At 46.6% G+C, this 25,228-nt stretch carries 16 protein-coding genes; 5 read left to right on the top strand and 11 right to left on the bottom strand.

Features of this window, described 5'->3' with window-relative positions; genetic code table 11:
* Window positions 1-88 precede the first annotated feature (88 nt).
* The 4 genes from KOE27_RS06460 to KOE27_RS06445 are packed head-to-tail and all read left to right on the top strand — an operon-like array spanning window position 89 to window position 8,038.
* Complete coding sequence (locus KOE27_RS06460) at window positions 89-1,321, top strand: Pycsar system effector family protein (RefSeq protein ID WP_215237997.1); 1,233 nt, start codon at window positions 89-91, stop codon at window positions 1,319-1,321.
* Between the two features lie 12 nt (window positions 1,322-1,333).
* The gene (ppk1, locus tag KOE27_RS06455; protein WP_215237996.1) at window positions 1,334-3,385 is read left to right on the top strand and encodes a polyphosphate kinase 1; all 2,052 of its coding nucleotides are present in this window, start codon (window positions 1,334-1,336) and stop codon (window positions 3,383-3,385) included.
* Window positions 3,382-4,239: an SdiA-regulated domain-containing protein gene (locus tag KOE27_RS06450; protein ID WP_215237995.1), complete on the top strand. Its 858-nt coding sequence runs from the start codon at window positions 3,382-3,384 to the stop codon at window positions 4,237-4,239. Before ppk1 ends, KOE27_RS06450 begins: the two co-directional genes overlap by 4 nt.
* A 10-nt stretch (window positions 4,240-4,249) precedes the next feature.
* Window positions 4,250-8,038, top strand: a complete 3,789-nt coding sequence (locus KOE27_RS06445) for a metallophosphoesterase (protein WP_215237994.1) — start codon at window positions 4,250-4,252, stop codon at window positions 8,036-8,038.
* A 32-nt stretch (window positions 8,039-8,070) separates the two neighbouring features.
* On the opposite strand, the gene KOE27_RS06440 is transcribed toward KOE27_RS06445, so the two are convergent.
* From KOE27_RS06440 to KOE27_RS06425, 4 genes are all read right to left on the bottom strand, one after another.
* Window positions 8,071-9,276 carry an ROK family protein gene (locus KOE27_RS06440; protein WP_215237993.1) on the bottom strand — a complete coding sequence of 402 codons (1,206 nt, stop codon included), beginning with the start codon at window positions 9,274-9,276 and terminating at the stop codon, window positions 8,071-8,073.
* Between the two features lie 125 nt (window positions 9,277-9,401).
* The gene (locus tag KOE27_RS06435) at window positions 9,402-11,117 is read right to left on the bottom strand and encodes an FAD-dependent oxidoreductase (RefSeq protein ID WP_215237992.1); all 1,716 of its coding nucleotides are present in this window, start codon (window positions 11,115-11,117) and stop codon (window positions 9,402-9,404) included.
* Window positions 11,118-11,174: 57 nt separating this feature from the next.
* Window positions 11,175-12,425 carry a sugar MFS transporter gene (locus KOE27_RS06430; protein ID WP_215237991.1) on the bottom strand — a complete coding sequence of 417 codons (1,251 nt, stop codon included), beginning with the start codon at window positions 12,423-12,425 and terminating at the stop codon, window positions 11,175-11,177.
* Window positions 12,426-12,473: 48 nt separating this feature from the next.
* The gene (locus tag KOE27_RS06425) at window positions 12,474-13,664 is read right to left on the bottom strand and encodes a n-acyl-d-glucosamine 2-epimerase (protein WP_215237990.1); all 1,191 of its coding nucleotides are present in this window, start codon (window positions 13,662-13,664) and stop codon (window positions 12,474-12,476) included.
* Window positions 13,665-14,010: 346 nt separating this feature from the next.
* Between KOE27_RS06425 and KOE27_RS06420 the strand changes: the two genes are divergently transcribed.
* The gene (locus KOE27_RS06420; protein WP_215237989.1) at window positions 14,011-15,186 is read left to right on the top strand and encodes a sialidase family protein; all 1,176 of its coding nucleotides are present in this window, start codon (window positions 14,011-14,013) and stop codon (window positions 15,184-15,186) included.
* A gap of 202 nt (window positions 15,187-15,388) precedes the next feature.
* Here the strand turns inward: KOE27_RS06420 and KOE27_RS06415 are convergent, their stop codons facing one another.
* From KOE27_RS06415 to KOE27_RS06385, 7 genes are all read right to left on the bottom strand, one after another.
* The gene (locus tag KOE27_RS06415; protein ID WP_215237988.1) at window positions 15,389-15,601 is read right to left on the bottom strand and encodes a hypothetical protein; all 213 of its coding nucleotides are present in this window, start codon (window positions 15,599-15,601) and stop codon (window positions 15,389-15,391) included.
* 58 nt (window positions 15,602-15,659) lie between these two features.
* Window positions 15,660-16,994: a sulfatase family protein gene (locus KOE27_RS06410; RefSeq protein ID WP_215237987.1), complete on the bottom strand. Its 1,335-nt coding sequence runs from the start codon at window positions 16,992-16,994 to the stop codon at window positions 15,660-15,662.
* 80 nt (window positions 16,995-17,074) lie between these two features.
* Complete coding sequence (locus KOE27_RS06405) at window positions 17,075-18,544, bottom strand: sulfatase family protein (protein ID WP_215237986.1); 1,470 nt, start codon at window positions 18,542-18,544, stop codon at window positions 17,075-17,077.
* 3 nt (window positions 18,545-18,547) lie between these two features.
* The gene (locus tag KOE27_RS06400) at window positions 18,548-19,978 is read right to left on the bottom strand and encodes a sulfatase (RefSeq protein WP_229252664.1); all 1,431 of its coding nucleotides are present in this window, start codon (window positions 19,976-19,978) and stop codon (window positions 18,548-18,550) included.
* A gap of 88 nt (window positions 19,979-20,066) precedes the next feature.
* Window positions 20,067-21,464 (bottom strand): sulfatase, encoded by a 1,398-nt coding sequence (locus tag KOE27_RS06395; protein ID WP_229252663.1) that lies wholly within the window; start codon window positions 21,462-21,464, stop codon window positions 20,067-20,069.
* Window positions 21,465-21,506: 42 nt separating this feature from the next.
* Complete coding sequence (locus tag KOE27_RS06390) at window positions 21,507-22,901, bottom strand: sulfatase-like hydrolase/transferase (RefSeq protein WP_229252662.1); 1,395 nt, start codon at window positions 22,899-22,901, stop codon at window positions 21,507-21,509.
* Window positions 22,898-25,228: an arylsulfatase gene (locus KOE27_RS06385; RefSeq protein WP_215237985.1), complete on the bottom strand. Its 2,331-nt coding sequence runs from the start codon at window positions 25,226-25,228 to the stop codon at window positions 22,898-22,900. Before KOE27_RS06385 ends, KOE27_RS06390 begins: the two co-directional genes overlap by 4 nt.

Genomic DNA, 25,228 nt, shown 5'->3' with positions numbered 1-25,228 from the left:
CCGATTATTTTAAACTGTGACCAATGTTTCGTTTTTCTTAAGTTAACTTGTACTTACCTTATAAAGAATACACTGTTCCCTTTCATTTATGAATTACAATAACCGGCTCGACAAAGTAAGGCATCATGTTCAGCATTTTTTTGGCAACAGCGAAATCGCAGAGCTCATCTATCACAACCTTACTCATACAGAGTCTGTGGTATCCAATGCAGCTAAAATCGCGAACCATTATGGGCTCAGCGACCGGGATTCATTCGTTGTAGGAGCAGCCGCCTGGTTTCATGATACGGGGTATTACACCGGCCAGTCGTCCAGCCACGAACTGCGCGGTGCCGAGCTGGCATCGGAGTTTCTGGCAGGCGAAGGTTTTGACGAAGGTATCATTGAAAACGTAAAGGCCTGCATTCTGGCCACGATCATTCCCCAAAAACCTAAAACACTGCTGGAACAGATTGTCTGCGATGCAGACCTTTTCCATTTCGGGACGGAAGAATTTCAGGAACGCAACAAACTCATGCGCAAAGAAGCGGAGCAAAGGCTGGGAAAAAAAATAGATAAGGTAAAATGGCGGCAGGATACCATCCGATTATTACAGGAACACACCTTCCATACCGATTTCTGCAAAAATTTGCTGGACAAGCAGAAAAAGAAAAACCTTGAGAAACTTAAGGAAAAAGACCTTGAAACAGAACCCGTACTGGAGGTAGAAACTACACGTCCCAAAGCACTCTTTTCGGAAGAAGCATCGGCTTTGGCAGAGCATAATGAAAATAAGAAAGTAAAGTCCGACCGGCCAGACAAGGGGATCGAAACCATGTTCAGGATCAGCTCCAATAACCACCAACGACTGAGCGACATGGCAGACAATAAGGCGCACATTATGATCACCACCACCTCCATTATCATATCGGTACTCTTGAGTGTACTGATACGTAAGCTGGAAGACAACTCCTATCTGATCATTCCTACCACCCTGTTACTGACCATTTGCGTGATCACGATGGTGTTTTCAATACTGGCCACAAGACCCAGTCTTCCGCACGGAACGTTCACACAGGAGGATATTGACACCAAAAATGTGAATCTGCTTTTCTTCGGGAATTTTTACAGGATGTCGTACGGTGAGTATTCGAGCGGAATGAACAAGATGATGAACGACCGCGAGTTTCTCTATGGCAGCCTGACCAAGGATGTTTATTCACAGGGGGTGGTACTGGGGCGCAAGTACCGTTTACTGCGCGTAGCTTACAACGTTTTCATGTTTGGAATAGTAACCTCGGTGATCTCTTTTGTAATTGCTTCTGTTTTTTACGGACATTAATTGGACAATCACATGCAGGAGCCGCTTTTTTTTGACCGGGATATCAGTTGGCTGACTTTTAATGCAAGGGTATTGTCGGAGGCCGCCAGCGAGGAAGTCCCGCTGCTTGAACGGATTAAATTCCTGTCCATATACTCTTCCAACCTCGACGAGTTTTATCGTGTCCGGATCCCCTACCTGCAAAAACTGGAAGCGGCCGGTAAAAATCAGAGAATATTGGCAGAGGCCACTGAGATCATCAACCAGCAACAGGACCATTACGGGCAGATCTTAAAGAAAACCATCCTGCCGGAGCTGCAAAATCATGGTTTTCATTTTTGTTACCATGAGGTTTTGCCAGAATCCATCCTTCCATTTGTCAATACTTATTTTTATACACACATTGCCGGATTTCTTCAGCCTGTTAAGCTGAAAGACAATACCCGTTTTTTCCCGGAAAACAATCAGTTATACCTGGTAGCCATCACTCAATTCCCTTCGGGCGAACGCACCTATCTGATCAATGTTCCCAGTAATGACCTCAAACGTTTTGTGCGGATTGATGCAGATGGCTTTGCCTATATTGTGTTTCTGGAAGATATCATCCGCTGCAATCTGCAGAACCTGTTCCCCGGCGCAACAAACATCGCCGCTTTCAACATCAAAGTAACCCGTGATGCGGAGCTAAATGTGCTAGACGAAAACGATGACGAAATATTAACCGAAAAATTTGAGAAACAACTGAAATCCAGAGACATGGGTTTTGCCACCAGGTTCCTGTATGAGCCAGGTATGCCCACCCGGCATCTCCAGTATATTACCAGTATCTTAAATCTCCAGAAAGCGGCTCTGGTAGAAGGAGGCTGGTATCATAATCTTAAGGATCTGGCGTCACTACCCGTACATGTTCCATCTCTTACTTACCCCGACTGGCCTGCCGTCAAACAGGTAGATACCCTTAACCCGAATACCACATTATTTGATACCATTTCGGAAAAGGACCGGATCGTCCACGCTCCCTATCAGAGTTATGATACCATTTTAAGGTTTTTTAATGAAGCGGCCATCGACAAAAGTGTGACCGAAGTGTACACCACCATGTACAGGGTAGCGAGTGATTCACGCATTGCCCATGCACTGATCAGCGCGGCTAAAAATGGCAAAAAAGTGACGGTACTGGTGGAGTTAAAGGCACGTTTCGACGAAGCCAATAACATTCACTGGGCGAAAAAGATGAAATCGGCCGGCGTGAAAATTATCCATAGCGTAAGCACCCTGAAGGTACATGCGAAACTGGCGCTTGTAAAAAGAAAAAACGCTAAATCTGCACTGCTTGGCCTGTTGGCAACGGGGAATCTCAACGAAAGCACGGCCCGTTTTTATACCGATCATATACTGCTCACGGCACATCAGGAAATGCTGGAAGAAGCCGAAAACCTTTTTGGATTTTTAAGCAAGAAGAAAAAACCCGAAAATACCGATCACCTGGTTTTTCGTCATTTGCTGGTAGCTCAATTTAACCTGCAGAACAGATTCTTACAGCTGATCGACAGAGAAATTGAGAATTCCCGAAAAGGGCTGCCGAGCGGCATTACCATCAAACTGAACAATCTGGAAGAAGAGGTACTGATCAAAAAACTTTATGAAGCTTCCCATGCGGGAGTCGGTATAAATCTGATCGTGCGCAGTATCTGCAGGATCGTGCCCGGTGTTCCGGGACTCAGCGAAAACATCACCGTCAGGCGGATCGTGGATCGCTATCTGGAGCATGGCAGGGTTTTCATTTTTCATAACAATGGGAAACAGGAAGTATTCATGGGTTCGGCCGACTGGATGAACCGGAATATTTACCGCCGGATTGAGGTTTGTTTTCCGGTTTATGATGAGGAAATAAAAAAACAGATGGTCTCTATCCTTGCACTGCAGTGGGAGGATACTGCCAAAGCGGTGCGGATTGACCGGGACCTGAAAAATATCCCTATGAATAGAAACGAAAAAGATACCCGTTCACAGGAGGCAATTTACAGGCTCCTGATGGCATCAGCGGAAGACATCGAAAAGGAACTCACAGCACAAGTACTATGAAAAATTCAGTTATTCGGCTGATCGCATTATCCCTGATCACAATCGGGCTGGCTGCCTGTAATGCCACCACAAAGGAAAAAGAGGAGGTATTTGAAGAATATGACCTTCACAGCCCCGACGAATTCAACATGCCCGAAAGCCTGTTTGAAATTTCAGGCATCACATTTTACAAAGGAAACAGCGATACGGTTTACGCTATCCAGGATGAAGAAGGTAAGCTTTTCAGGCTGGGGTGGGACGTAAAAGTACAACGCCATACCAAATTTGGAAAGAAAGGAGATTATGAAGACGTTGCCATTCTGAACGACCAGGTCGTGATCCTGAAAAGTAACGGGCATTTATTCACCTTTCCTTTTTCAGAAGCAGTTTATGAAGAGCCAGCCGGCGTAAAGGAATTGGACCAAGTGTTACCTAAAGGCGAATACGAAGGCATGTACGGCGACGAAAAAACAGGTAAGTTGTATGTGATCTGTAAAAACTGCCCGCAGGATAATTCTAAAAAAAGGGTTTCGGGATATATATTGAAACTGGGAGACCAGGCGAAAACCGCCGGGAATTTCAGTATCAATGTTGACGAAATAAAAGCGATAAGCGGAAAGGTGGAGAGAGGTTTCCGACCGTCCGCCATGGCACAGAACCCTGTTACCTCTGAATGGTATATCATTTCGGCCGTAAACAAACTGTTAGTAATTACTGATACCCACTGGAAGGTTAAACATGCATTTGGCCTGAACGGAAATACATTCAACCAGCCGGAAGGTATTGCTTTTGACAAAACCGGGAATATGTATATTTCCGATGAAGGTGACGATCTGTCGGACGGCAATATTCTGAAGTTTGTCCGCAAAAAATGATAAAAATTCTATGAGATTAATTCTACGTTATTTTCTTATACTAGCACTCCCCGTTTTCTACTGGTCCTGTGCGGGTTATAAAACGAAGTATGCCAAAGAAGCAGTAAAATGGGAAGCCAATGCGCCAGACCCGAAGCTGGTACTCAAGCATACCATGTACCTCATCGGCGATGCTGGGAATGATTCTCCCGGGCATAAGGCACCCGTTATGGAATATCTGAAAAACAGGCTTAGCAGTGAATCAAAGAACAGTTCTGCGGTTTTTCTGGGTGATAATATTTATGGTTACGGCATGCCCGCCGCAGAGGATTCTGCCAATCGCAGCGACGCCGAATACCGGATCAACTCCCAATTGGAAACATTAAATGATTTTAAGGGGTACCCCGTTTTTCTTCCGGGTAATCACGACTGGCGCGGCTGGGGCGTGAAGGGGTTAAAACGCCAGGAAAAATACATCCAGAACTATTTGAATAAACGGCGCGGCAAAACAGATAAGGACGAATATGAAAATTATTTCCTACCGCTTGATGCTTGCTCCGGCCCCGAGGTGGTTGAGCTGAATGACAACGTGGTGATTATTGTAGTGGATTCGCAATGGTGGCTTACCGACTGGGACAAGGATGCACGGATTAACGATGGCTGCGAGATCAAAAACCGGGAACATTTCAGGTTTGTATTTGAAAATGTGGTACGTAAATACCGGAATAAAAATGTGGTGATCGCCATGCACCATCCTCCCTATACCTACGGCCCGCATGGTGGAAGGTTAACCGTCAAACAGCACATTTTCCCGCTGACTGAACTGAATCCGAACCTGTATATTCCGCTTCCCGGCCTGGGTAGCCTGAGCGCACTCTTCCGTGCCACGATCGGGTCAAGGCAGGATGTGGCTAACAAGCATTACAGAGATTTGCGGACGGCAATTTTGGCGGGTGCCAAGAAAAACGGCAACTTTATTTTTGCCAGCGGACATGAGCATACACTCCAGTACATCGAAAACGACGGACAGGAATTTATTGTAAGCGGGAGCGGCTCAAAAACCAGCCCGGTGGGTATGGGCAAAGGTTCTCAGTTCTCGTCCACTGCACTCGGTTATAGTACTTTAAGTTTTTATGAAGGAGGCGAAACATGGGTTAAATACTGGCAGGTAAGTCCCGACGGAAAGGATGCAAAAGTTCTTTTTCAAAAGAAAATAAAAGAAAAACCAACTGTTGAGACGCTTGATTCTACGGCTCAATTTGCAGAATATGAACAGCATAAGGATTCTACAATCCAGTTTGTAACCAGGAAAGAAGTGAAGCCCGTCGGCGCTTTTCACAAGTTCCTGTTTGGCCAGCACAATCGTGATCTGTACATTGAAAAATACCCTTTCCCGGTCCTGGACCTGAGTACTTACAAAGATGGTCTCACGCCAGTGAAACAAGGAGGCGGTAACCAGACCAATTCGCTCAGGTTGCGAGATCCGAACGGGAAAGAATATGTACTCCGCGGGTTGACCAAGGATGTTACCCGTTTTCTGCCCTTTCCATTCAATAAAATGATTGCAGCGCAGTATCTGGTAGAAGACAACTTTCTGTCTACCAATCCGTTCGCTCCGCTTTCAATGCCCGTTCTGGCAGACGCCATTCAGGTTTACCATACCAATCCCCGGCTTTATTATGTTCCGTCACAACCGGGGCTTGCCAATTTCAATACTTTGTTTGGCGGTACCATGAATTTGTTTGAAGAGCGCCCCGACGGTAAAAAATGGAAAGATGCGGCGTTTTTCGGGAAACCGGATAAAATTGTAAGTACCCCTGAACTGGTGGAGGGAATTCTTGAAAACAATAAAAATAAAGTAGACGAAAAATGGGCGGTCAGAACACGTTTGTTTGACTTCGTGATCGGCGACTGGGACCGGCATGACGACCAGTGGGCCTGGGCCTCCATTAAACAAAAAGATGGAAGTAACCTGTACCGCCCCATTCCCCGTGACCGCGACCAGGCCTTTTCTCTTTACGACGGGTTACTTACAAGCGTTGCCCGGCTGACACTCCCCTTCCTGCGACAGCTGCAAAGTTTTAACCCCGAAGTAAGCAGCATGAAATGGACCACTTGGAGCGCCCGGCTGTTTGATCGTACCTTCCTGAATGAGTTAAACTGGGAACAATGGGAGGAACAGATTGAATTCATACAAAAAAATCTGACGGATGAGGTGATACAAAAATCATTCGACAACTGGCCCGACAAAGCACGCGCATTGTCATCCCCGACGCTGATTAAAAGCATAATGGCCCGAAGAGATCATCTTAAAAACCTGGCCAGGCAACATTATGAGTTTGTCAGCAAGTCGGTGAATGTGATTGGAACAGAGGAGGCTGAAAGGTTTGTTGTGGAAAGGCTGGATGATGCGCAAACCAAAGTGACTGTTTATGAAATCAGCAAAAAAGGAATCCAGAAAAAGCAGGAATACCAAAGGACGTTCGAAAGCAATGTTACCCAGGTTGTTAACCTATACGGGAACGGAGGAGATGACGAATTCGTGATCAATGGAAAGGTCAGGAAAGGGTTAGAGGTCCGAATGATAGGTGGATTAGGAAAAGACCGCTTCACAGACCACTCAAGTGTAAAATCACCCGGCAAGTATGCTTTGGTTTACGATGACCTGGGCAATAACATCCTTGCAACAGGACCTGACACCAAAGATAAAAGAACCAGTCTTTACCGATACAATGTTTATGACCGCCGCAGTGCCGATAGTAATTACGACATTGCCATGCCCATGCCTGTCCTGGGCTTTAATCCTGATGACGGCGTACTGATAGGTGGAAATGTAAGTATGACAAAGTATGGTTTCAAAAAGGAACCGTATGCGTCGGTACAGACTTTTGGCGGGACCTATGCATTTGGGACCAATGCGTTTAAAGTTAACTATACAGGAGATTTTATCAATACATTCAAAAACCTGGATTTTTACCTGGATACCTACTATCGCGGACCAACCTATGCATTTAACTACGCAGGGCTGGGCAATACCTCCGAAAGACCTGTTGACAACGCCAATTATTACCGTGTACACCAGACCGCCCTGCACATTTATCCCGCCATCAAAAAACGGTTTGCCAATAATAACGGTTTCATTGCCCTGGGACCTTTTGCAGAACTGACAGATATTGAAGCAAATCAGGGAAGGTATATAACCAACAGCGAGAATGGCCTGAGCAATGACATCTTTGAAACCAAATTTTTCACAGGTGCCAAACTGCTATTCGACGTCAACAGTGTGGACAATGTGTTCGCTCCGCATTCCGGGATACGCTTCCGGTCCAACGTTAACTGGACGAAACATCTCAATACGAATCGGGATTTTGCATCGTGGCGGGCACAGTTTTCCTTTTATAATGCTTTGGATACCAGGGAGAATATCATCCTGGCAACTCAGATTGGTACTGGTATAAATTTCGGCAGTGGATATGAATTTTTCCAGATGCCAACCCTGGGTGGCAAGCAGGGGCTGCGGGGATACCGTACCGAAAGATTCTATGGAAAAAGTACAGTATGGCACGATACAGACCTCCGCATACGCCTGGGCAGTAGTTACAACCCTACCCTTCCGCTTACTTACGGTATCTTCGGCAGTTTCGATTATGGCAGGGTTTGGCTCAAAAATGACCCTTCCGAAAACTGGCACTACACCTACGGCGGAGGAATATGGCTGGCACCTGTGGATATCCTGACCATTACAGCAGGTGCCTTCATACCAAAAGAAAAGAAGGAAGAAAAACCCAGGATTGCGGTGCAGATAGGTTTCTGGTTTTAAAAGGGTGCCTTCCAGAAATCACTGCAACCAGGTTAATGCAAGGCCATCATTTTGTTACGGACGAGAATACAAGCCCCAACAATGCCGGCGCGGTCGCCCAGTTTGGACAGGACGAGCTTGGTATCGTTGTTAACAAGGCTCAGGGAATATTTATTAATAGCGGTTTGCACCGGGTAGCGCAGGTAATCACCGGTACCTGCCAGCCGTCCGCCCAGGATGACCAGTTCCGGATTGAAAATATTGATCAGCAAAGCGATACCACGGCCAATCCGCTCACCTATTTTCGCGATCAGTTCAATGGCCAGTACATCATCCTTATGAACCGCCCTGATAATATCCTCCATATGAACGTTTTCGGGATCAATGTGCTGCAGGGATACAACAGAAGATGATCCCTCATGCAACTTTTCACGGAACATGCGGGTAAGAGCCCATCCCGATGCTTCGGTTTCCAGGCATCCCTTTTTGCCGCAGTGACATAACAATTCGTTATCAAACAAAGGCATGTGACCAAACTCACCGGCGTATCCTGATTTGCCGTAATAAATACTTCCATCTACCAGAATCCCCACCGCAATGCCATAATCCAGGTTCAGGAAGAGTACATCCTTTTCCTCGTTTACCACCCCTTCATAAAACTCTCCATAAGCCATAGCCCGAGAGTCATTTTCCAGAAATACCGGAATACCTATTTTACTTTCAATGATCTCACTTAAAGGCTTTTCCTCAAAATGGAAGTAACTGTAACTATGCCCGGTCTGGTAATTGATCCGTCCCGACAGATTAATCCCGATACCCAGTACCTTTTCCTTGCCCACGCCGAGCTCCTTGATAAAAAAAGATATATAATCGTACAGGATTGCCAGCGAATCAGGGGTATTGTTGAGGTCGTAAGGAAGTTTTTCCGAGACCTTAATCAGCTCGTTTTTGAGGTTTGTAGCTCCAATATTGATCTGATCATGCTTCACTTCCACACCAATAAAAAAAGCAGAATCAGCTATCAGTCCGTATAACGAAGGTTTTCGGCCACCGCTAGACTCTATTTTTCCATAATCTTTCAGCAATTCGTCCTGGATGAGTTCGTTTACCAAAGCGGTAATTTTAGGAACACTGATATCCAGCTCCCTGGACAAATCCGGTATGGTAGTATTCCCATTTACCGCAAAATAGCCTAGTACCGAGCGCTTTAAATTATTTTGTTTGGTAGAACCCGACGGAAACCTGATATTAACACTCATAGAGACGAACCTTACTTTTTCCAAACTTACTGTTTATTTCATTTATTTTTCACCGAAAAGCTACATAACTATTGGTTATCTACTTTTCGGTGAAGAAACGGGCAACGTGTGACCACATCCCATCATCATGCTTTAGGCCAGGCAGTATCAATGCCCTGCTTCCGTACCATGTCCTGAAAGTCAGCCAATCTGCCTTTATCCTCTCTGATGACTTTCGGAATCACTTTCTCCCTGATAGCCTGGGCAACCAAAATTCCGACTGCCTCACCGATACTCCATTCTACCGGATGAAGACGGTAACAGCCATTGGTAATATGGGTTGTTCCAATATTTTTGTTGGCCGGTAACAGATTTTGAACCCGCTGAGGAATCAGGGCGCCAAGCGGGATCTGAAAAGGAAGGGAGGCGAAATCAATATAATTATCTCCCGCGGAGCTGGGATGCAGGTCAATATGATAATAACCTATTCCTACGCTATCATAAAAATCAGCAGCTTTCAGATTAGTCTTTTCGCCTGTCACCAGACTTCGGTTTTCAGCCCCGACATGTTCTTCCAGAATCGTGAACAAAGACTTTATCCTCCTCGACTCCCGGATATAAGGATACTTCGCCAATCCATCTTCCGTTCCCATCACATCACCGCGAAGCCGCAACCCAGCCCAGCCTTGTCCACCGTCGGGACGGGGAACTTCGGTTTGCAGCCAGTATAGTAATGACAGGCTCAGCTGTTTTGCCTTCTCCACATGCTTTTTAAAGTCCTTTTCACTCACATCGATCACGTCGCCCAGGAAATAGTCATTCTGCGGCCAGTTGACGATCGTAACGTCACCCGGATAAGTCCCTGCCGTAAAGTTCTCCTTGTTGATGATCCTTCTGTAATTCCAGAGATTCAGCCTTTCCCCCGTCCGGATACCTTCCGGATGAAATCCTAACTCTTTTCTTTTCAGAGTTTTCGGATCCGAATAACCCAGATCCAGCAGCCTGCCCGACCAGGGTTGTTTCATCTTGGGTATCAGGTTTTTCCAGAATGCATATTCCGCCGGTTTATCGATCACATGGTTTTCGCCTTTGAGATAATCCATTGCAAAACACATAGTAAAAGACTGATTGTTATGTGGATTGGCAACGTCCGCTGCGTGTAATTCCCTGGTATCCTTTTTTGCTTCCGCACCCGCCACATACTCCGTTCTGGTAAGCGGGAGCAGCTCTCCGGTTTCGGTAGCATCCACAAAATAAGGTGCTGCAAGGATAAGCTCCCTGCCGGTAAATACATTTCTGGCTTGAAGCGCCTTCACCTGATCAGCGGATACATCCGCGCCTGTGATTTTATGTCCTGTAAGTAAAATCAGTTTTCTGCTGCTCAGATACGGCGCAAGCATATTCAGCAAAACGGCTACTGCAACCCGCGGCTCATGACATAATCGGGAAACGGCTCCATCGCCCGGATTAAGGAACTGGCGAGATCGTGCATCCGGGGTTAAGGGGTAATTGCTTTTATAATACTGGCGCACAGCGGTCCGGAAATCCCGGTATGCCTGCGTGGCTCCGTGTGTTTCAATCCACTGGTGTTCATCCGGTGGTACACCCTGCTGCGAAAGCTGCCCGCCTATCCATTCTGTTTCCTCGGTAAGGATAACCGACAAACCATTTCTTAAAGACGACAGCGCAGCCGCACAGCCACCCAGCCCACCACCCGCTATGATCACGTCGGCAGACAACTCCTTTGTGTTGGCGGTATATAATGATGAAGATGCGGCAAAAGCTCCGGATGAAAAAAAAGAGGCAGAAGCTGCTGCAGTACTTCCTATGCCAAGGTATTCAATAAAATTTCTGCGATTCATGAAGGTAACCTGTTTTTTAATAATCTACGATTGCCACTGGCTTTTCCTGAGCGGTAATCAGCTATGAAAGATGTCGTTCTTATGCTTATAACCGTTTATTCCAAAAAATAGGATATAAACATAACAAATCGCGGGAATTAAAAAAGCCACCTGCCAGGTGGTATGATCCTTTAAAACACCCTGGGCGAAGGAAACAACGGCCCCTCCTGCAATGGCTGTCGATAACAGTCCTGATGCCTGGGTAGTATAACTTCCGACCCCTTCCACCGAAAGTGAAAAAATAATGGCGAACATTACCGAATTACATAACCCCACCGCAATCATACTCCAAACCGCCGGATATCCGCTGGTACTGACAGAAAACAAAATTAATCCGATGGATACCGCCGCGGCTACGCTCAGTATCAGTGGGGCTTTCAAAACCCTCAGACCGAAAAAACCGAACAGCCGCCCTACGAGCATACTTCCCCAATAAAAAGCTACAAAGGTATTGGCCTCACTTTCGGTCACGGAAAGTAGTTCGGATATATAATTGGTCAGGAAAGTACCAATGGAAACCTCCGCTCCTACGTATGCGAATATGGCAATAATACCAAAATTAAGGTTGCGAAAAGAAAAAATGCTCCGCGCTTTTATCAGGGAGTTTCCACCTGCCTTTTGAATGCCGATTACCGGGAGAGAAAGAAAATAAACTGCCGTCGCTATCAGTAACAATACCAGAGCAATACCCAGATAGGGGTATCTTACAGCTTCACTTCCCGAGACAGCACCCTGCAGCGGAGCCAGAATGAAATAAGCACCAAACAGCGGAGCCGTTGTGGTACCGATTGAACCCACTCCCTGGATCAGTGTCAGCCGCGCCGATGCCGTTTTGGTGGGGCCCAGTATGGTGATGTAAGGGTTAGCTGCAACCTGCAATAGTACAATGCCGATCGCCAGGATAAACAGGGCCGTCAGAAAAAGGTAATACTGATGAAAAACCGATGCCGGATAAAACAGCAGCGCCCCAAAGGCTGCAACCAGAAAACCCAGGACCATGCCGTTTTTGTAACCTACCCTTTCAACCACTTTGCCCGCAGGAATGGACATAATTCCGTAAGTCAGGAAGAAATAGAACTGTACCAGGGACGATTCCGAATAACTCAATGTAAAACCTTTTTTAAAAAAAGGTACCAGGGTATCGTTCAAACAGGTAATGAAACCCATCATAAAATACAATACAGCGAGCGAAATCAATGCCGGGGTATAACTTTTCCCTGATTCCCCCGACTCATTTACAACCGTTGCCTGTGAAGGTAAATTTGCCATATCCCAGCTTTTACTTTAGTGATTTTTTTGCTGCAAAAATTGATAAAATCAGACGGTGATCACTCCCGGCTCCTTGGCCGAGATAGCCTCCAGCGTTTTCCAGCATTGGAACAACCCTCTGGGTACATGAAAACAACCTTTCCATTTTCCGCCCTTCAGAGGCAGCAAAACCTTTCCCTCCCGGTTGAGATACCCAAACCATTCGCCGTTTTCGGGATCAGGGAAATGAGCCCAGGTGTAATCGTGTACTTTTTCAAACCAGGCCCTGCACCTTTCATCACCCGTGAGCTGATATCCTTTCAGCAGGCTGATGAGCGTTTCTATGTGTACCCACCACAATTTCTGATCCCATTCGAGCTGTAAGGGAGGATGTCCTTTCACATCCATAAAATAAAAGATACCGCCATATTCCTTGTCCCACCCATATTCCAGCAGGTTCAGGGTGATATCAACCGCTTTGCGGATCAGCTTCTGGTCACTGGTTCTGCGGGCCAGATCCATCATGAACCACATAGACTCCAACCCATGCCCGGGGTTAACCAGCCTGCCCTCGAACGAATCCGAAAACTTTCCATCCGGGGTAACATTCTCAAGAATGATCCCAAGGTCGGGCTGGTAAAATTCTTCCATTACCGCATGAATCCCTTTGGCTATGCTGTCGCTGACCAGGACAGGATCGAGCAAATGTTCAATCTCCAGTACCAGGTTGCAGATGATCATCGGCAGTGCAAAACTTTGTAACGGCCTGGTTCCTGGGTAATTCTTATTATAAATCCCCTTGGTGTTATCTCTCTTCCGCAGTATCCCATGAAAGGTATCCAGCGCAATTTGCCCATATACGCTATTGCCGGTAGCCTTAAAAAGCTGCCCGAAAGCCATGGAAGCAAAACAATCCGAAAATATATTGTAGGGTTGGATCAGCGGTGCTCCCTGACGGGTGAGCGAGAAATACCAGTTGCCTTCCTGATCACGACCATGCTTTTCCAAAAATGCTGCTCCCTGAATGGCAAAATCCAGCCATTCCGTTTTTTGTTCTACCTGATTGTATAACATTGAAAAACACCAGACTTGCCGGCATTGCAGCCAGATGAACTTATCGGTATCGAATACCTCGCCAGTCCTGTCCAGACAGGTAAAATACCCTCCAAATTCAGTATCCCCCGAATTTCTCAACCAAAAGGGAATTACATCATCCAATAAAGCATTTTTGTAAAGTTGAGCATACTTGTCAAACTGCATTGTTTAATAGTCAGGTTTAGGTGTTTCAAATTATAGCAAAAAGATCCTTTATATAAATAACTCGCTGTACTAAAAGAATAAAAATAAATTTATCTAGCAACTTAATATTATTTTTTATTTTACTTTCAACAAAATACCATATTTAAAATTAAGTTCACAAGAAATGGCCATTAATATTTTTTTCGGATCAAGATCAAATGTTATCAAATCTGGTGCTTGTTAGAAACGGGCTCAAGGAGCGTATGGAAAGGAACCTGAATTCCCCAAAAAATAGTCCGAACCCCTCCGCAGAACGTATTATTAGATAGGTTTCAATAAACAATCTTTAATAAACCGTGCGTCGGGAATGCAATTTAACTATATCACTTTTATACTTATTATACTCGGCGTACGCGCCTTAGCCCAAACAGATCTGACCAAAACAGATCCTCAGAGGGCCTCAGCTGCTATTATTCTGGAGCAACCAGCCGACGATGCAAGGATTAAAAACCGTCAGCATGAGCGGGTACCTTCCCTGGTAACATCCGCAGATGGGAAGACCATCTTTGTTGTCTGGTATTCGGGCGGAAAAGAAGAAGGGCCGGGTAATTACGCCACACTGGCTGTGAGTACGGATGGTGGCAAAAGCTGGAAAAATGATCAGCTTGTGGTATTTCCTAAAGAATCTACTACCCGGGTGTACGATGCGGCACTGTGGCGCGATAAGAGCGGGCAGGTCTGGCTTTTTTATGCTACGGCACTCAATAATGAATATTGGGATCTTAAGGGAGGTGTGCATGCCATACCTGTTACCTGGAATGGTAAAAAAGTGGTGCACGGTAAGTCGAGGTTGCTGTCTTATGGCATTATGATGAACAAGCCATTGTATGTCCCACAGAAAGACTTCGCTCTTTTTCCGGTTTCTGTATGGAAATTAAGTCCTGATGCGCTACAAAAACCAGGCTACGTGCAGGATGGTACCTTCATCCATCGTTTTGACTACAATGGAAAAAAGAAAAGAGCACTTACTACACTAGTGCCTTACTCATCGGTAAGGATGGCAGACAGTGCCCGAACTTATGACGAGCACATGGTCGTACAGACCTCCGATAATGGTGCTATGCTGTGCTTCGTTAGAGGAGACAAGCGGACGATTTATTACTGTAAAAGTACAGACTATGGCGCAAGCTGGTCAAAGTTGGAACCGTTTCGCCTTACCGGACCCACTACCAGCAGCCGCTTTCATATCAGGAGGCTGGCTTCCGGCAACCTGCTTCTGGTGATGAATGATAACCGGAACCGGCTGGATATGACGGCCTTTATCTCTAAGGATGGTGGTAAAACATGGCCTCACAAGTTACTGCTCGATGAACGTGACTGGGTTTCCTATCCTGATGTGGATCAGACAGCCGATGGCACTATTCATGTGACATATGACCGGGAGCGTACCGGTGCCATGGATATTTTGTATTGCCGCTTCAAGGAGGAAGATGTGATACTGGGAAACCAAAAAAACATTTTCAGAACCCGTGTCAATCCCTGAAATGTGCTGGGACAGGTGGCTTTTTTGCTTATCGGGATCATTCTCCTCTTCATTTTTCTCATCGATATACAAGGAAGACATCATTCTGCAGATGGATAGAAGTTAACTCAAAATTTTCGAGGATAAACTCTGTTAACAGAAATTGAATGATGGGCAAGAAACTCTCTAAAACTATAAGGCTTTGAATGACTAATTATTATTGCTAAATCTCGTGAGGGCTGATCAGATTTTCGCCAGGGATACTTTGTGCTTCTGTATATAACCTGTAAGGCCTGCCCGACTCCGATATACTTTCGATCTTCCGGATATCTCCAAGACGTCGGATCAGATCTACGGCATCATTAAAATGAACCAGATGTGTGGCCTCCACCGCGATCCAACCGACAAAATCCCGGCCTCGGCTGATGAAATTCATACGCTGTACAAATAATACTCAAAAATTTTAAATCAGCGCGAATCAGTTCTGCTGTCTGCTACTTAACCGACTCCCTCAGCACCTGATACCGCGACCGGAAAAGGTTCAGCTGTTTGAGATAGGCAGGGTCACCGGACAGGTTTTTGGTTTCGTGCGGGTCGTTTTTGGTGTTGAACAATTGTTCGTAATTAAACTCTGTATATTTCATATACTTAAAATCAGCCCCCACTACCCCTTCCACCTTGGGCAGCCGCGGGCTCCCCAGAAAAGTATGTTCATAAAAAAAATCGCTGCGGGCCGGGACCTTCCCCCCCAGTACAGCCATAAGATCAACTCCCTGCATACCCAGCGAAACCGGTACCCCTGCAAAACCAAGCAGCGTGGGCGCTATGTCAATATTCAGCCCGATCTTTTTCGTTTTCTTCCCGCTCCATTTCTGTGGAAGTGCCCCGCCGGAGATGATCAGCGGAACCCTGATTGCCTCTTCAAAACCAAACCACTTCCCTTCCAGCCCATGCTCGCCAAGTGAAAAACCGTTATCTCCCATAAATATGATGATGGTGTTTTGATCTATCCCCATCTCCCTGAGCTGCGCTACCAAATTCCCTACCACCTCATCCACGCCGGTGATCAGCCGGTAGTAGTTCCTGACGGTTTCCTGCCGCAATTCGGCCGTTGACAGCAAAGGTTTCCAGCGTTCGCGGCCAATATTTTTATCGGTTCTAAAAAAATCGGGCAGACTGTTCCAGTATTCGGGAGCAGCTGTAACGGGCTCCGGGATCGTAACGCCCTTATATAAATTACGAAAGCGTTCCTGCACCGGATAGGTAGGAGGATTTCCGTCCAGCTCATGGGGCGCCTTAAAGCTCACCGAGAGGCAGAAAGGCTCCTGCCTGCCAAAGCGATCCAGAAATTGCCGGATGTCTTTTCCTACGCTATCAGTATGATGGATGATTTTTCCACTCTGGTTAACCAGTTCGTACTGAGGCTGTCCCTCCTTGGCACTGGCCCAGTAGTCAAAAAGAGAGTCAGGCTGATTATTGACATCAATGCCGAATTTTCCGATAAAACCCAGTTTATAACCAGCCTTTTTCAAAAGTGCGGGATAGGTCTGCGATAGTGCCTCCGGCGAAAAATCAGTATTAAAATCCCGAATGTTATGACGCGAAAGATACTGTCCGCTCAGGATGCTGGATCGGCTTACCGAGCAAATGGCCGTGGTTACATAGGCATTTTCGAATAATATTCCTCTGCCCGCCAGCGCATCCAGGTTTGGTGTTTGAATGATGGGATTCCCTGCCGCCCCCAGCGCATCCCAACGGTGGTCGTCGGTGAGTAAAAAAATAATATTCGGGCGGTCATTACCCCTTTTACTCTGCGCGAAAAGAGGCATGCACCCAAAAAAAGTTATTAAAATCAGTATCAGTTTTTTCATCAGGCTCAGGAAAATCTCATCAGCATATTATTTCACGATCAGTTTACTCTCAGACTGTCTTTACCATCGTAATGATACCCCCACCGGCTCATATATTCATCAGCGGGCAGGAATTCATCTTTTGCATCGGCTAATTTTTGTTGTAAAACCTTTTCGAGCTCGGCCTGCAAAGCTGCTGAGCCTGGCTTACCAATCAGATTGCGGAGCTGATACGGATCTTTCAGGTTATCATACAATAGCCATGGCTCAGCCAGATCGCGGACATAAGTATACCTGGCCGTCCGGATGCCGCGGTACTCCCTTCCTCCGTTCGAGAAATTGTATTCATGGAAAGGTACCGGTAGCTGGATCAGCGCGGCCTCATTGCCTTTCGGTTTTTTCTTTCCGGTTAAAATCGTCGTATAGTCTGTTCCTTCGACTGATTTAGGAATAGGAATCCCGCTCAATCCAAGCAAAGTGGGCAGCAGATCTATGTTACTGAAAGGCATGGAGATATCCTTTTGCTGCACGCCCAGCCGGGCGGGGTAATGAATGATCAGCGGTACCAGCACCGACTCATCCCATGGCTTTTGTTTCCTTAGCTTACCATGCGAATACATCATATCTCCGTGATCCGATGAAAAAACCATGATGGTATTATCTTCCACACCGGCTCTTTTCAACGCAGCCAGTAAATCGCCCGCCGCTTTGTCAAGGGCTGTACAATGTGCATAATATCCGGCGAGATCTTTTCGGGCCTTTTCTGTGAGCGAATCCGGAACATTCCGTCTTAGGGATAACTGTGCAGGATTGTAAAGCTTGCGGTAGTTTTCCGGTGCAGTGGCGTAAGGATCATGGGGCGGCCCCCATGCAAGAAAAAGCAGAAAAGGTGTTGTTCTATTTTTATCAATAAAACTGATCGCGCTGTCTGTCTGCGGGAAAACATCGTATCCGGGCCAATCATGTTTCACATCGTTTTCATCAAAATAAAAAGAATGATTGTAGTCATGGGTCACTTCTCTTGCTTTCCAGTACTCAAAACCCTGACGCCGGTCTTTAGGCACGGTACGGTTCCGGGCACTAAATTGTTTCTCGGAAGGGTGATGACCATTTACATGCCATTTACCGATATATCCCGTTTGATAACCCGCCCATTGGTATATCTCCGCCATTGTGAGTGCTTCATTTTTAAGCGGCCGGTCATTATAGAATACGCCATGCGTTAAAGGGTATTGCCCCGTCAGCAGGCTCGCGCGCGCCGGGCTGCAAACGGGTGTAACCGAAACTGCCGTTGAGAAAACCACACTTCTCCGGGCCAGTTTATCCAGATTCGGCGTTTTGACATCTTTATTACCAGCGTATCCCAGCGACTGTGCATTCCATTGATCCGCCAGGATAATGATCACATTGGGCCTGGGGTTCTTAACAGAAAGTTGAGCCGGTTTCGGATCCCGGTCAACTTTCTCAACGCCTGCCACAGAGACTACGGCGAGGCCTCCAAGTATACATTTGAGTAAATAACCCTTCATTTTCTATTGGCCCTGGCTCAAAGCAGGGTAACCTTTCTTGAGTAAAGCCAATAATTCATTTCTGATACTTGCGTGCTCCGTACTTTTGGCCAGATTATGAAACTCATCCGGATCTTTGTCATGATCATAAAGTTCTTCTCCCGCCTTTCCTTCATCCCAAAGTGTATACCGGTAACGTTCGGTACGTACACTCCTGCCAAAAAACTGGTTCCTGCGAACCTGCGTATAAGCCGGTTTGTCCCATTTAGCATCCGGTTTTTTCAGGAGTGGCGTCAGGCTCTTTCCTTGTAATGCCTGCGGTGGCGACAGCTGGCAAAGTTCTGCCAGGGTCGGGTAAATATCCAGCAGCTCTACAGTACGGCCGGATGTTTTCCCTTTCACACCTCCGGGCGCTGCAATCAGTAGCGGAACGCGTGCAGAGTTTTCAAACAAACTCTGTTTCATCCACTGCCCGTGCTGGCCTACGTTGTAACCGTGATCACTCCAGAGTACAATAATGGTATGATCGGCGAGTTTCAGCCTGTCCACAGCGTCCAGCAGCTTACCCACCTGAGCATCCATGAAAGATATGGTTGCATAATAAGCACGAAGCGCTTCCTGACGATCCGCTCTGGACAGCCCCCAGTTGGCTGGTTTGGTAAACAAAGCCGCATCCGGAATATCATCAAAATCGTTTTCAATTTCCCTGGCAAGCGGCACGGTCTCAACGGGATACATATCAAAATACTTTTTGGGCGCTACATAGGGCGAGTGGGGCCTGTAAAACCCAACGGCCAGAAAAAACGCCTCATCCTTTTTCTGTTCCAGTAATTTGATCGCCTCATTTGCGACCATTCCGTCGGTCTGTTCATCATCAGTACCTTCCGTTGCACGCCACGCCAGTGCACTGCCCAGTCCACGATCCGGAGTAAGGTTTTTGATAAGCGACTCTTCGGCCTTATCACGCCCTTTCGGGTTAATTCTATGATCCCAGGAGATCGGATCGTCCAGACCATCCGTTCCTATTTGCCCGGGTACCCCGTAATGGTAAATTTTCCCTACTCGGGCGCTGTAATACTGGTTATTTTTAAACAATTGCGGCAGGGTTACAATGTCCGGCAGGTTCCTCCGGAAATGCGTCTGCAGCTCGTAAATACCTGTAACATCCGGGCGCTGTCCCGTTAAAAGTGACGAGCGGCTGGGGCTGCATAGCGGAAACTGGGTATAGGCCCGGTCAAATTTCACGCCCCGTTTGGCCAGTCTGTCGATATGAGGTGTTTTCACAAAGGTATTTCCGTAACAGCCCAGGTCGGTGTTGAGATCATCCACTGCAATAAAAAGCACATTGTACTTTTTCTTTGGCGGCTCGTTTCCGGCGCCTGCTCGATAGGTGGTAAGGATAAAAAAACCCGCCATGGAAAAAGAGACGAGATTCAGAAAAGCACGTTTTTTCATTATGAAAATCATTTATTGTGAAACTAAGTCCGAACTGGCCCGTTCAATTCATTACCCAACCATTCCCCTACTGCTTACTGAAAACTGCCTACTCCTTCCCTTCCTTCACTGTTGGCGCATCCTTCGTATTCACAACGGGCAGGGCCTTTGCCAGCTCTTTTTTGACAGACGCAAATTTTTCATCTTTTGCAAGATTCTTCCATTCCTGAGGATCCGTATCGTGATCATATAATTCCTCAGAACCATCTTCATAACGAATATATCTGTATTTTTCAGAACGCACGGCATGGTTACCAAAGCCGTGGGTAGTAATGGAAGGATGTTCCCATTTAGCGCCAGGATTCCGCAGCAGGGTGGTAATACTGTTTCCTTCCAACTCCCTTTTTACGGGCAGCTTAAATAGTTCAACCAGGGTGGGATAGATATCCAGGAGGTTTACGGTCCGCTCAGAAACCGAACCTCCTTTGGTAATTCCCGGTGCATACACAATAAATGGAACGCGTGATGCCTCCTCCCATAAGGCAAATTTACGCCAGTGTTCCTTCTCTCCCAGATGCCAGCCATGGTCTCCAAAGAAAACGATCACCGTATTTTTAGCATATTCGCTATTTTCAAGGGCATCCAGCAACCGGCCTATCTGCGCATCTGCAAAGGTGATGCTTGCCAGATACCCCTGCACCGCCTTCTCCCACTGTTTATGATCGGTTATGAATTTATGATCGCCTTTCGGCTTCGCGATTTTCACACCTGCTTCTGGTATATCGGCCAGGTCGTTACTGATAACCTTTGGAAGTTTAATTCCCGCCAATGGATATTGATCAAAGTATTTTTGCGGTACATACCAGGGTAAATGAGGTCGGGTGAATCCGATGGCCAGGAAAAACGGTTTCTCGTGTTTCTTGCCGAAATAGTCAATTCCCTGGTTCGCAACCTTGTAATCACCCATATCTTCATCCTGCACGTCCACCGGGCTCCAGTCAAAATGGGCGAAACCGTTAACCGGCGCTTTGGGAGGTACCGGTGAATGGGGAACATCAAAGTACTCGGGCCATGACGCTTGGTCGTTAAAGGAATTATGGAAAATTTTACCAGCACCTTTGACGTCATAACCGTTGGCCGTAAAGTACTGTGGCAAAGTAACGGCGTCCTTCATCACCGGGCGCCAGGGCTGGTTATTGTGATATACCCCGGAAGTAGACGGACGAATGCCCGTCAGCAGGCTGGCCCTGGAAGGATTACAGGCCGGAGCGGCACAATAGGCTCTTGTGAAGATCAGCCCTTTTTTTGCAAGTTTATCAATATTAGGTGTCTTAATGCCGGGATATCCGCCAAAAGGCCCAATCCAGTCATTCATATCATCCACAGCTATAAAAAGCACATTGAGCTTTCCCTTCGGCTGAGCGGCGGCTGATAAACTGCTCAGCAATGATACCAGACAAAACCCAAGCGTATAACTTAGCTTCAATAAAAGTCGTTGTTTCATCATTTGTTTGTTTAACAGCGGCACGACTGATGCCGTGCCACTGATTTAATCTCCTTTTTCAGCAAAACCCGGAACCGGTTCCAAACCCGGCAGAATTACCTTGGCAACACCGGGGTCTCCGAATTTCCAGGCAGGGAGTTTGGCCAATTGCGTCTGAAAAACCTTCCTTACTCTTTCACCTTCTGCACCAGCTTTCCCTTCGGGGATCGGGCTGGTTTCTTCGATGTCTTTCAACAGATCATAAAACCTGCCGTCCGAATAGAGTTTATACCGGCGATCACGGAAAAACCGGGCAGCATTTTTATTCGCTCCTTCTGAATGTATGGGTGAATAGTGTGAAAAAATCCATTTTCTTGGCGTGCCCTTTTCACCTTTGATCTGTGGCAGGATACTTACTCCATCTGTATCCCAAGCTTTCGGAACCGGTACCTGGACGGCGTCCGAAATTGTGGCCAGGATATCCGTAAAATCTACCAGATCATCCGTTTCATGCTTTTTGTATTTACCACTGCCCCAGTTCACAATCAGCGGGACATGATGCCCGCGATCCAGTGTCAGGCCTTTCCCGCCCGGTATCCTGCGGCCGTCTTTCAGCTGTGTGACAATTGCCCTGCCCGTTCCGTTATCCCCGGTAAAAACAATAATCGTATTTTCATAAAGGTTAAGTTCTTTCAGTTTCCGGATTATCTTACCTACATTTTTATCGGAATAGGCTACCATATCCCGGAAATTCAAAGTATCCTTTTCGTGACGACCTGCTGCATTGTTCTTCCAGCTTTTGCTGTCGGGTGTTGGCAGGAAAGGATCATGTACCAGGGCCATTGGAAAATAGGCCAGGAATTTTCTGTCTTTATTTTTTTCAATAAAATCAATAATGTAATCCGTGAAAATGTCCGGCCCGTAATCATCGTCGGTTGTTTTCAGAATATCTCCGTCCCTATCAATCAGCGGCCTTGCATATCTTTCTCCTTCCCTGCGCGGTTTACTCAGCTGCCACAAACAATATTGGTCAAAACCGAAATGTTTGGGTAATTTCTGATTAGGACCCAGTTGCCATTTCCCGGCGATTGCCGTGGCATATCCTGCCTCTTTGGCCAGATGTGCAAATGTTTTTTCATTCTGATTCAGAAAACCGAACTCGCTGTAATTCTTATAGTTATACTTCCCCGTCATGATCTGCACACGGGATGGTGTGCAAAGCGGCTGCGAAAATCCGTAATTAAATTTGAGGCCTTCGCTTGCCAGTTTATCAATGTTAGGGGTTTTGTAAGTACTGCCATAGGCACCTATACACTCCTTTCCCATGTCATCGGCCAGGATGAGAATGATATTCGGTTTTTCCTGAGCAAAAAGGCTTAACGACAGTAGCAGCGTCATCGCCAGTAATATCGTTGGTTTTAAATTTACATGCACGGTCGTATTGTTTTTATTGCAGATCATTCATATTTGATGGTTACCTTTTTCAACTTTCCGGTAAAGGCAAACGGTGCCTTGTACTGATCGGACACCTCGGTTTTCTGGTCGCGGCCGACGTCTGTCCCGTCTATATTCCTCCCACCCTGGATGGCCGCCTGTGCCGCTGTAAAACTTCTTTCACCCACCTTTGTATCATTTACAAAAAGACTTTCCTTACCCACAGATTTGCCTGCCTCGGCCGGTCCGTTAAATTCATATACCAGCCTGAAACTAACCTTACCCTTGGGCACTACATCAGGCGCTGTGAAATTGAAAACATCCCGGGCAGTTTTATGTGTATAGTGAAATTTGCCATCTTTCACGAACAGGCTGATACCACTTTTATCCCCTCCGACGGCAAACAAAACGCCCTCTTCATTTCCGCTCACAATTTCTGTCTCAGCATTGACTGTAAAAGAACGACCGTCATAAAGCGGGCTGCTCACACCTACCAGATTGTCCACCCCGGGAAACAAAGTAATATTTGGCATTTTGCCATATACCGTTCTGCCGGCGGGCATGTCATGGGCTGTAAAATCCTTCAGAGGATATACATAGTACTTTTTGGCTTCCTGGTCAAAAACGGCCTGTAATTCTTTCAACTTTGCAGGATTTTCAGATGCCAGATTGAACCGTTCGTTAAAGTCGTCGTTGAGGTTATATAACTCCCAGACGTCCTTACTGAAATCGACCTTTTTCCCGCTGGGGTCCGCATTACTGCCTGCCTCAAAACTTTCCCAGACCTTGTGCCCCCGGGAAGCCTTCCAGCCGTCTTTATAAATAGACAAAGCTCCTGCAATTTCGTAGTACTGTATGGTATGTCTGGAAGGTGCTTTTGCTTGGTCTATGGCATACGCAAGGCTGGTTCCCTCAAAAGGCTCCTGTTTGTAGCCGTTGATTATTTTGGGGGCTTCTCCCTTGATCATTTCAAGGGTGGTAGGTAAAATATCGTTCACATGGCCATACTGATTGCGGATACCTCCTTTGTCTTTGATCCCTTTGGGGTAATACAAAATCATCGGGTTGCGGGTACCTCCCTCGGTATTGGCATCAGCTTTCCAGTAACGGAATGGCGTGTTGGCTGCGGCCGCCCAGCCTATCGGATAATCCGTGCTAGACTCATCCGTTCCAATAAGATCCTGTGCCTTCAAAATGGCGTCAATGCGTTGTTCACCCTGCAGCCGGTTGATCTGCGGATTAATGGTACCATGCTGAGTACCTCCTTTGCTGGCGCCGTTATCTCCCAGAATCACAGCGATTATCGTGTTATCGAGCTGGTCTATCTGCTCCAGATAATTAACAATCCTGCCAATTTCATAGTCAGTGTAGGAATAAAAGGCAGCATACACTTCCATAAAATGCGCATAAGCCTTTTTCTCCTTTTCGCTGAGCGAGGCCCATTCCTTCACACCCGGATTACGTTCGGGCAAAACAGCATTTTTAGGAATAATACCCGATTTTCTCTGATTTTCGATCACGATCTCCCGATATTTATCCCAGCCGAGGTCAAACTTTCCCTTGTACTTATCAATCCATTCCTTTGCTACCTGGTGCGGAGAATGTGTGGCGCCGGTTGCCAGATACAGGAAAAACGGTTTTTCTGCATCCACTGATTTCTGATTGGCGATATAAGTAATCGCTTTGTCAGCCAGCAGTTGATTTAAGTGTTTGTTATTAGGTTCAATATCCAGCTTGGTATTGTCTTCCCAAAGTTCTGGATGCCACTGATCGGTCGCACCGGGAAGAAAGCCATAGTAATGATCAAACCCTCTGCCTGTAGGCCAGCGATTGAAAGGCCCCGCCTGTGAATTTTCAGTTACCGGCGTCAGATGCCATTTCCCCAGGGCGAAAGTACTATAACCGTTTTCCCTGAGAACCTCAGCAGCAGTTGCCTTTTCAAACGGAATATAAGTATCATATCCCGGGAAATCGATGGCAGCCGGGGTGAGCAAACCTACGTGAGCCGAATGATGATTCCTCCCCGTGAGCAGCGCTGCACGAGTGGGAGAACAAATGGCCGTGGTGTGAAAATTAGTAAACCGCAAACCCTGGTTGGCAAGCTTTTCAATGTTAGGTGTTTCAACCAATCCGCCAAAAGCAGTGGTGGCCCCAAATCCTGCATCGTCAATCAGTATCCAGATAACATTAGGAGCATCTTTGGGTGCCTTTTTGTTATAGTTGATTTTAAAAGGTGTTGACTCCTGTAATGTCGGGTTGATCTTACCGTGCCAGGGCTGCTGCGGACTATGCTGCGCCAGGACAGAAGTGAAGCTTACCAAGCCGCTCAAAAGCGCCGAGAGTATCTTTTTCAT

Origin of the sequence: Dyadobacter sp. CECT 9275 (genome assembly GCF_907164905.1) — a bacterium.
GTDB classification, from domain to species: Bacteria; Bacteroidota; Bacteroidia; order Cytophagales; family Spirosomataceae; genus Dyadobacter; species Dyadobacter helix.
This window is presented reverse-complemented; position numbering and strand designations above follow the sequence as displayed.

What these genes read in the sequence shown, in the direction of transcription:
- KOE27_RS06460 (WP_215237997.1), top strand. Translation starts at nt 89, where the DNA reads ATGAATTACAATAACCGGCTCGACAAAGTAAGGCATCATGTTCAGCAT.
- ppk1 (WP_215237996.1), top strand. Translation starts at nt 1,334, where the DNA reads ATGCAGGAGCCGCTTTTTTTTGACCGGGATATCAGTTGGCTGACTTTT.
- KOE27_RS06450 (WP_215237995.1), top strand. Translation starts at nt 3,382, where the DNA reads ATGAAAAATTCAGTTATTCGGCTGATCGCATTATCCCTGATCACAATC.
- KOE27_RS06445 (WP_215237994.1), top strand. Translation starts at nt 4,250, where the DNA reads ATGAGATTAATTCTACGTTATTTTCTTATACTAGCACTCCCCGTTTTC.
- KOE27_RS06440 (WP_215237993.1), bottom strand. Translation starts at nt 9,276, where the DNA reads ATGAGTGTTAATATCAGGTTTCCGTCGGGTTCTACCAAACAAAATAAT.
- KOE27_RS06435 (WP_215237992.1), bottom strand. Translation starts at nt 11,117, where the DNA reads ATGAATCGCAGAAATTTTATTGAATACCTTGGCATAGGAAGTACTGCA.
- KOE27_RS06430 (WP_215237991.1), bottom strand. Translation starts at nt 12,425, where the DNA reads ATGGCAAATTTACCTTCACAGGCAACGGTTGTAAATGAGTCGGGGGAA.
- KOE27_RS06425 (WP_215237990.1), bottom strand. Translation starts at nt 13,664, where the DNA reads ATGCAGTTTGACAAGTATGCTCAACTTTACAAAAATGCTTTATTGGAT.
- KOE27_RS06420 (WP_215237989.1), top strand. Translation starts at nt 14,011, where the DNA reads ATGCAATTTAACTATATCACTTTTATACTTATTATACTCGGCGTACGC.
- KOE27_RS06415 (WP_215237988.1), bottom strand. Translation starts at nt 15,601, where the DNA reads ATGAATTTCATCAGCCGAGGCCGGGATTTTGTCGGTTGGATCGCGGTG.
- KOE27_RS06410 (WP_215237987.1), bottom strand. Translation starts at nt 16,994, where the DNA reads ATGCCTCTTTTCGCGCAGAGTAAAAGGGGTAATGACCGCCCGAATATT.
- KOE27_RS06405 (WP_215237986.1), bottom strand. Translation starts at nt 18,544, where the DNA reads ATGAAGGGTTATTTACTCAAATGTATACTTGGAGGCCTCGCCGTAGTC.
- KOE27_RS06400 (WP_229252664.1), bottom strand. Translation starts at nt 19,978, where the DNA reads ATGAAAAAACGTGCTTTTCTGAATCTCGTCTCTTTTTCCATGGCGGGT.
- KOE27_RS06395 (WP_229252663.1), bottom strand. Translation starts at nt 21,464, where the DNA reads ATGATGAAACAACGACTTTTATTGAAGCTAAGTTATACGCTTGGGTTT.
- KOE27_RS06390 (WP_229252662.1), bottom strand. Translation starts at nt 22,901, where the DNA reads ATGATCTGCAATAAAAACAATACGACCGTGCATGTAAATTTAAAACCA.
- KOE27_RS06385 (WP_215237985.1), bottom strand. Translation starts at nt 25,228, where the DNA reads ATGAAAAAGATACTCTCGGCGCTTTTGAGCGGCTTGGTAAGCTTCACT.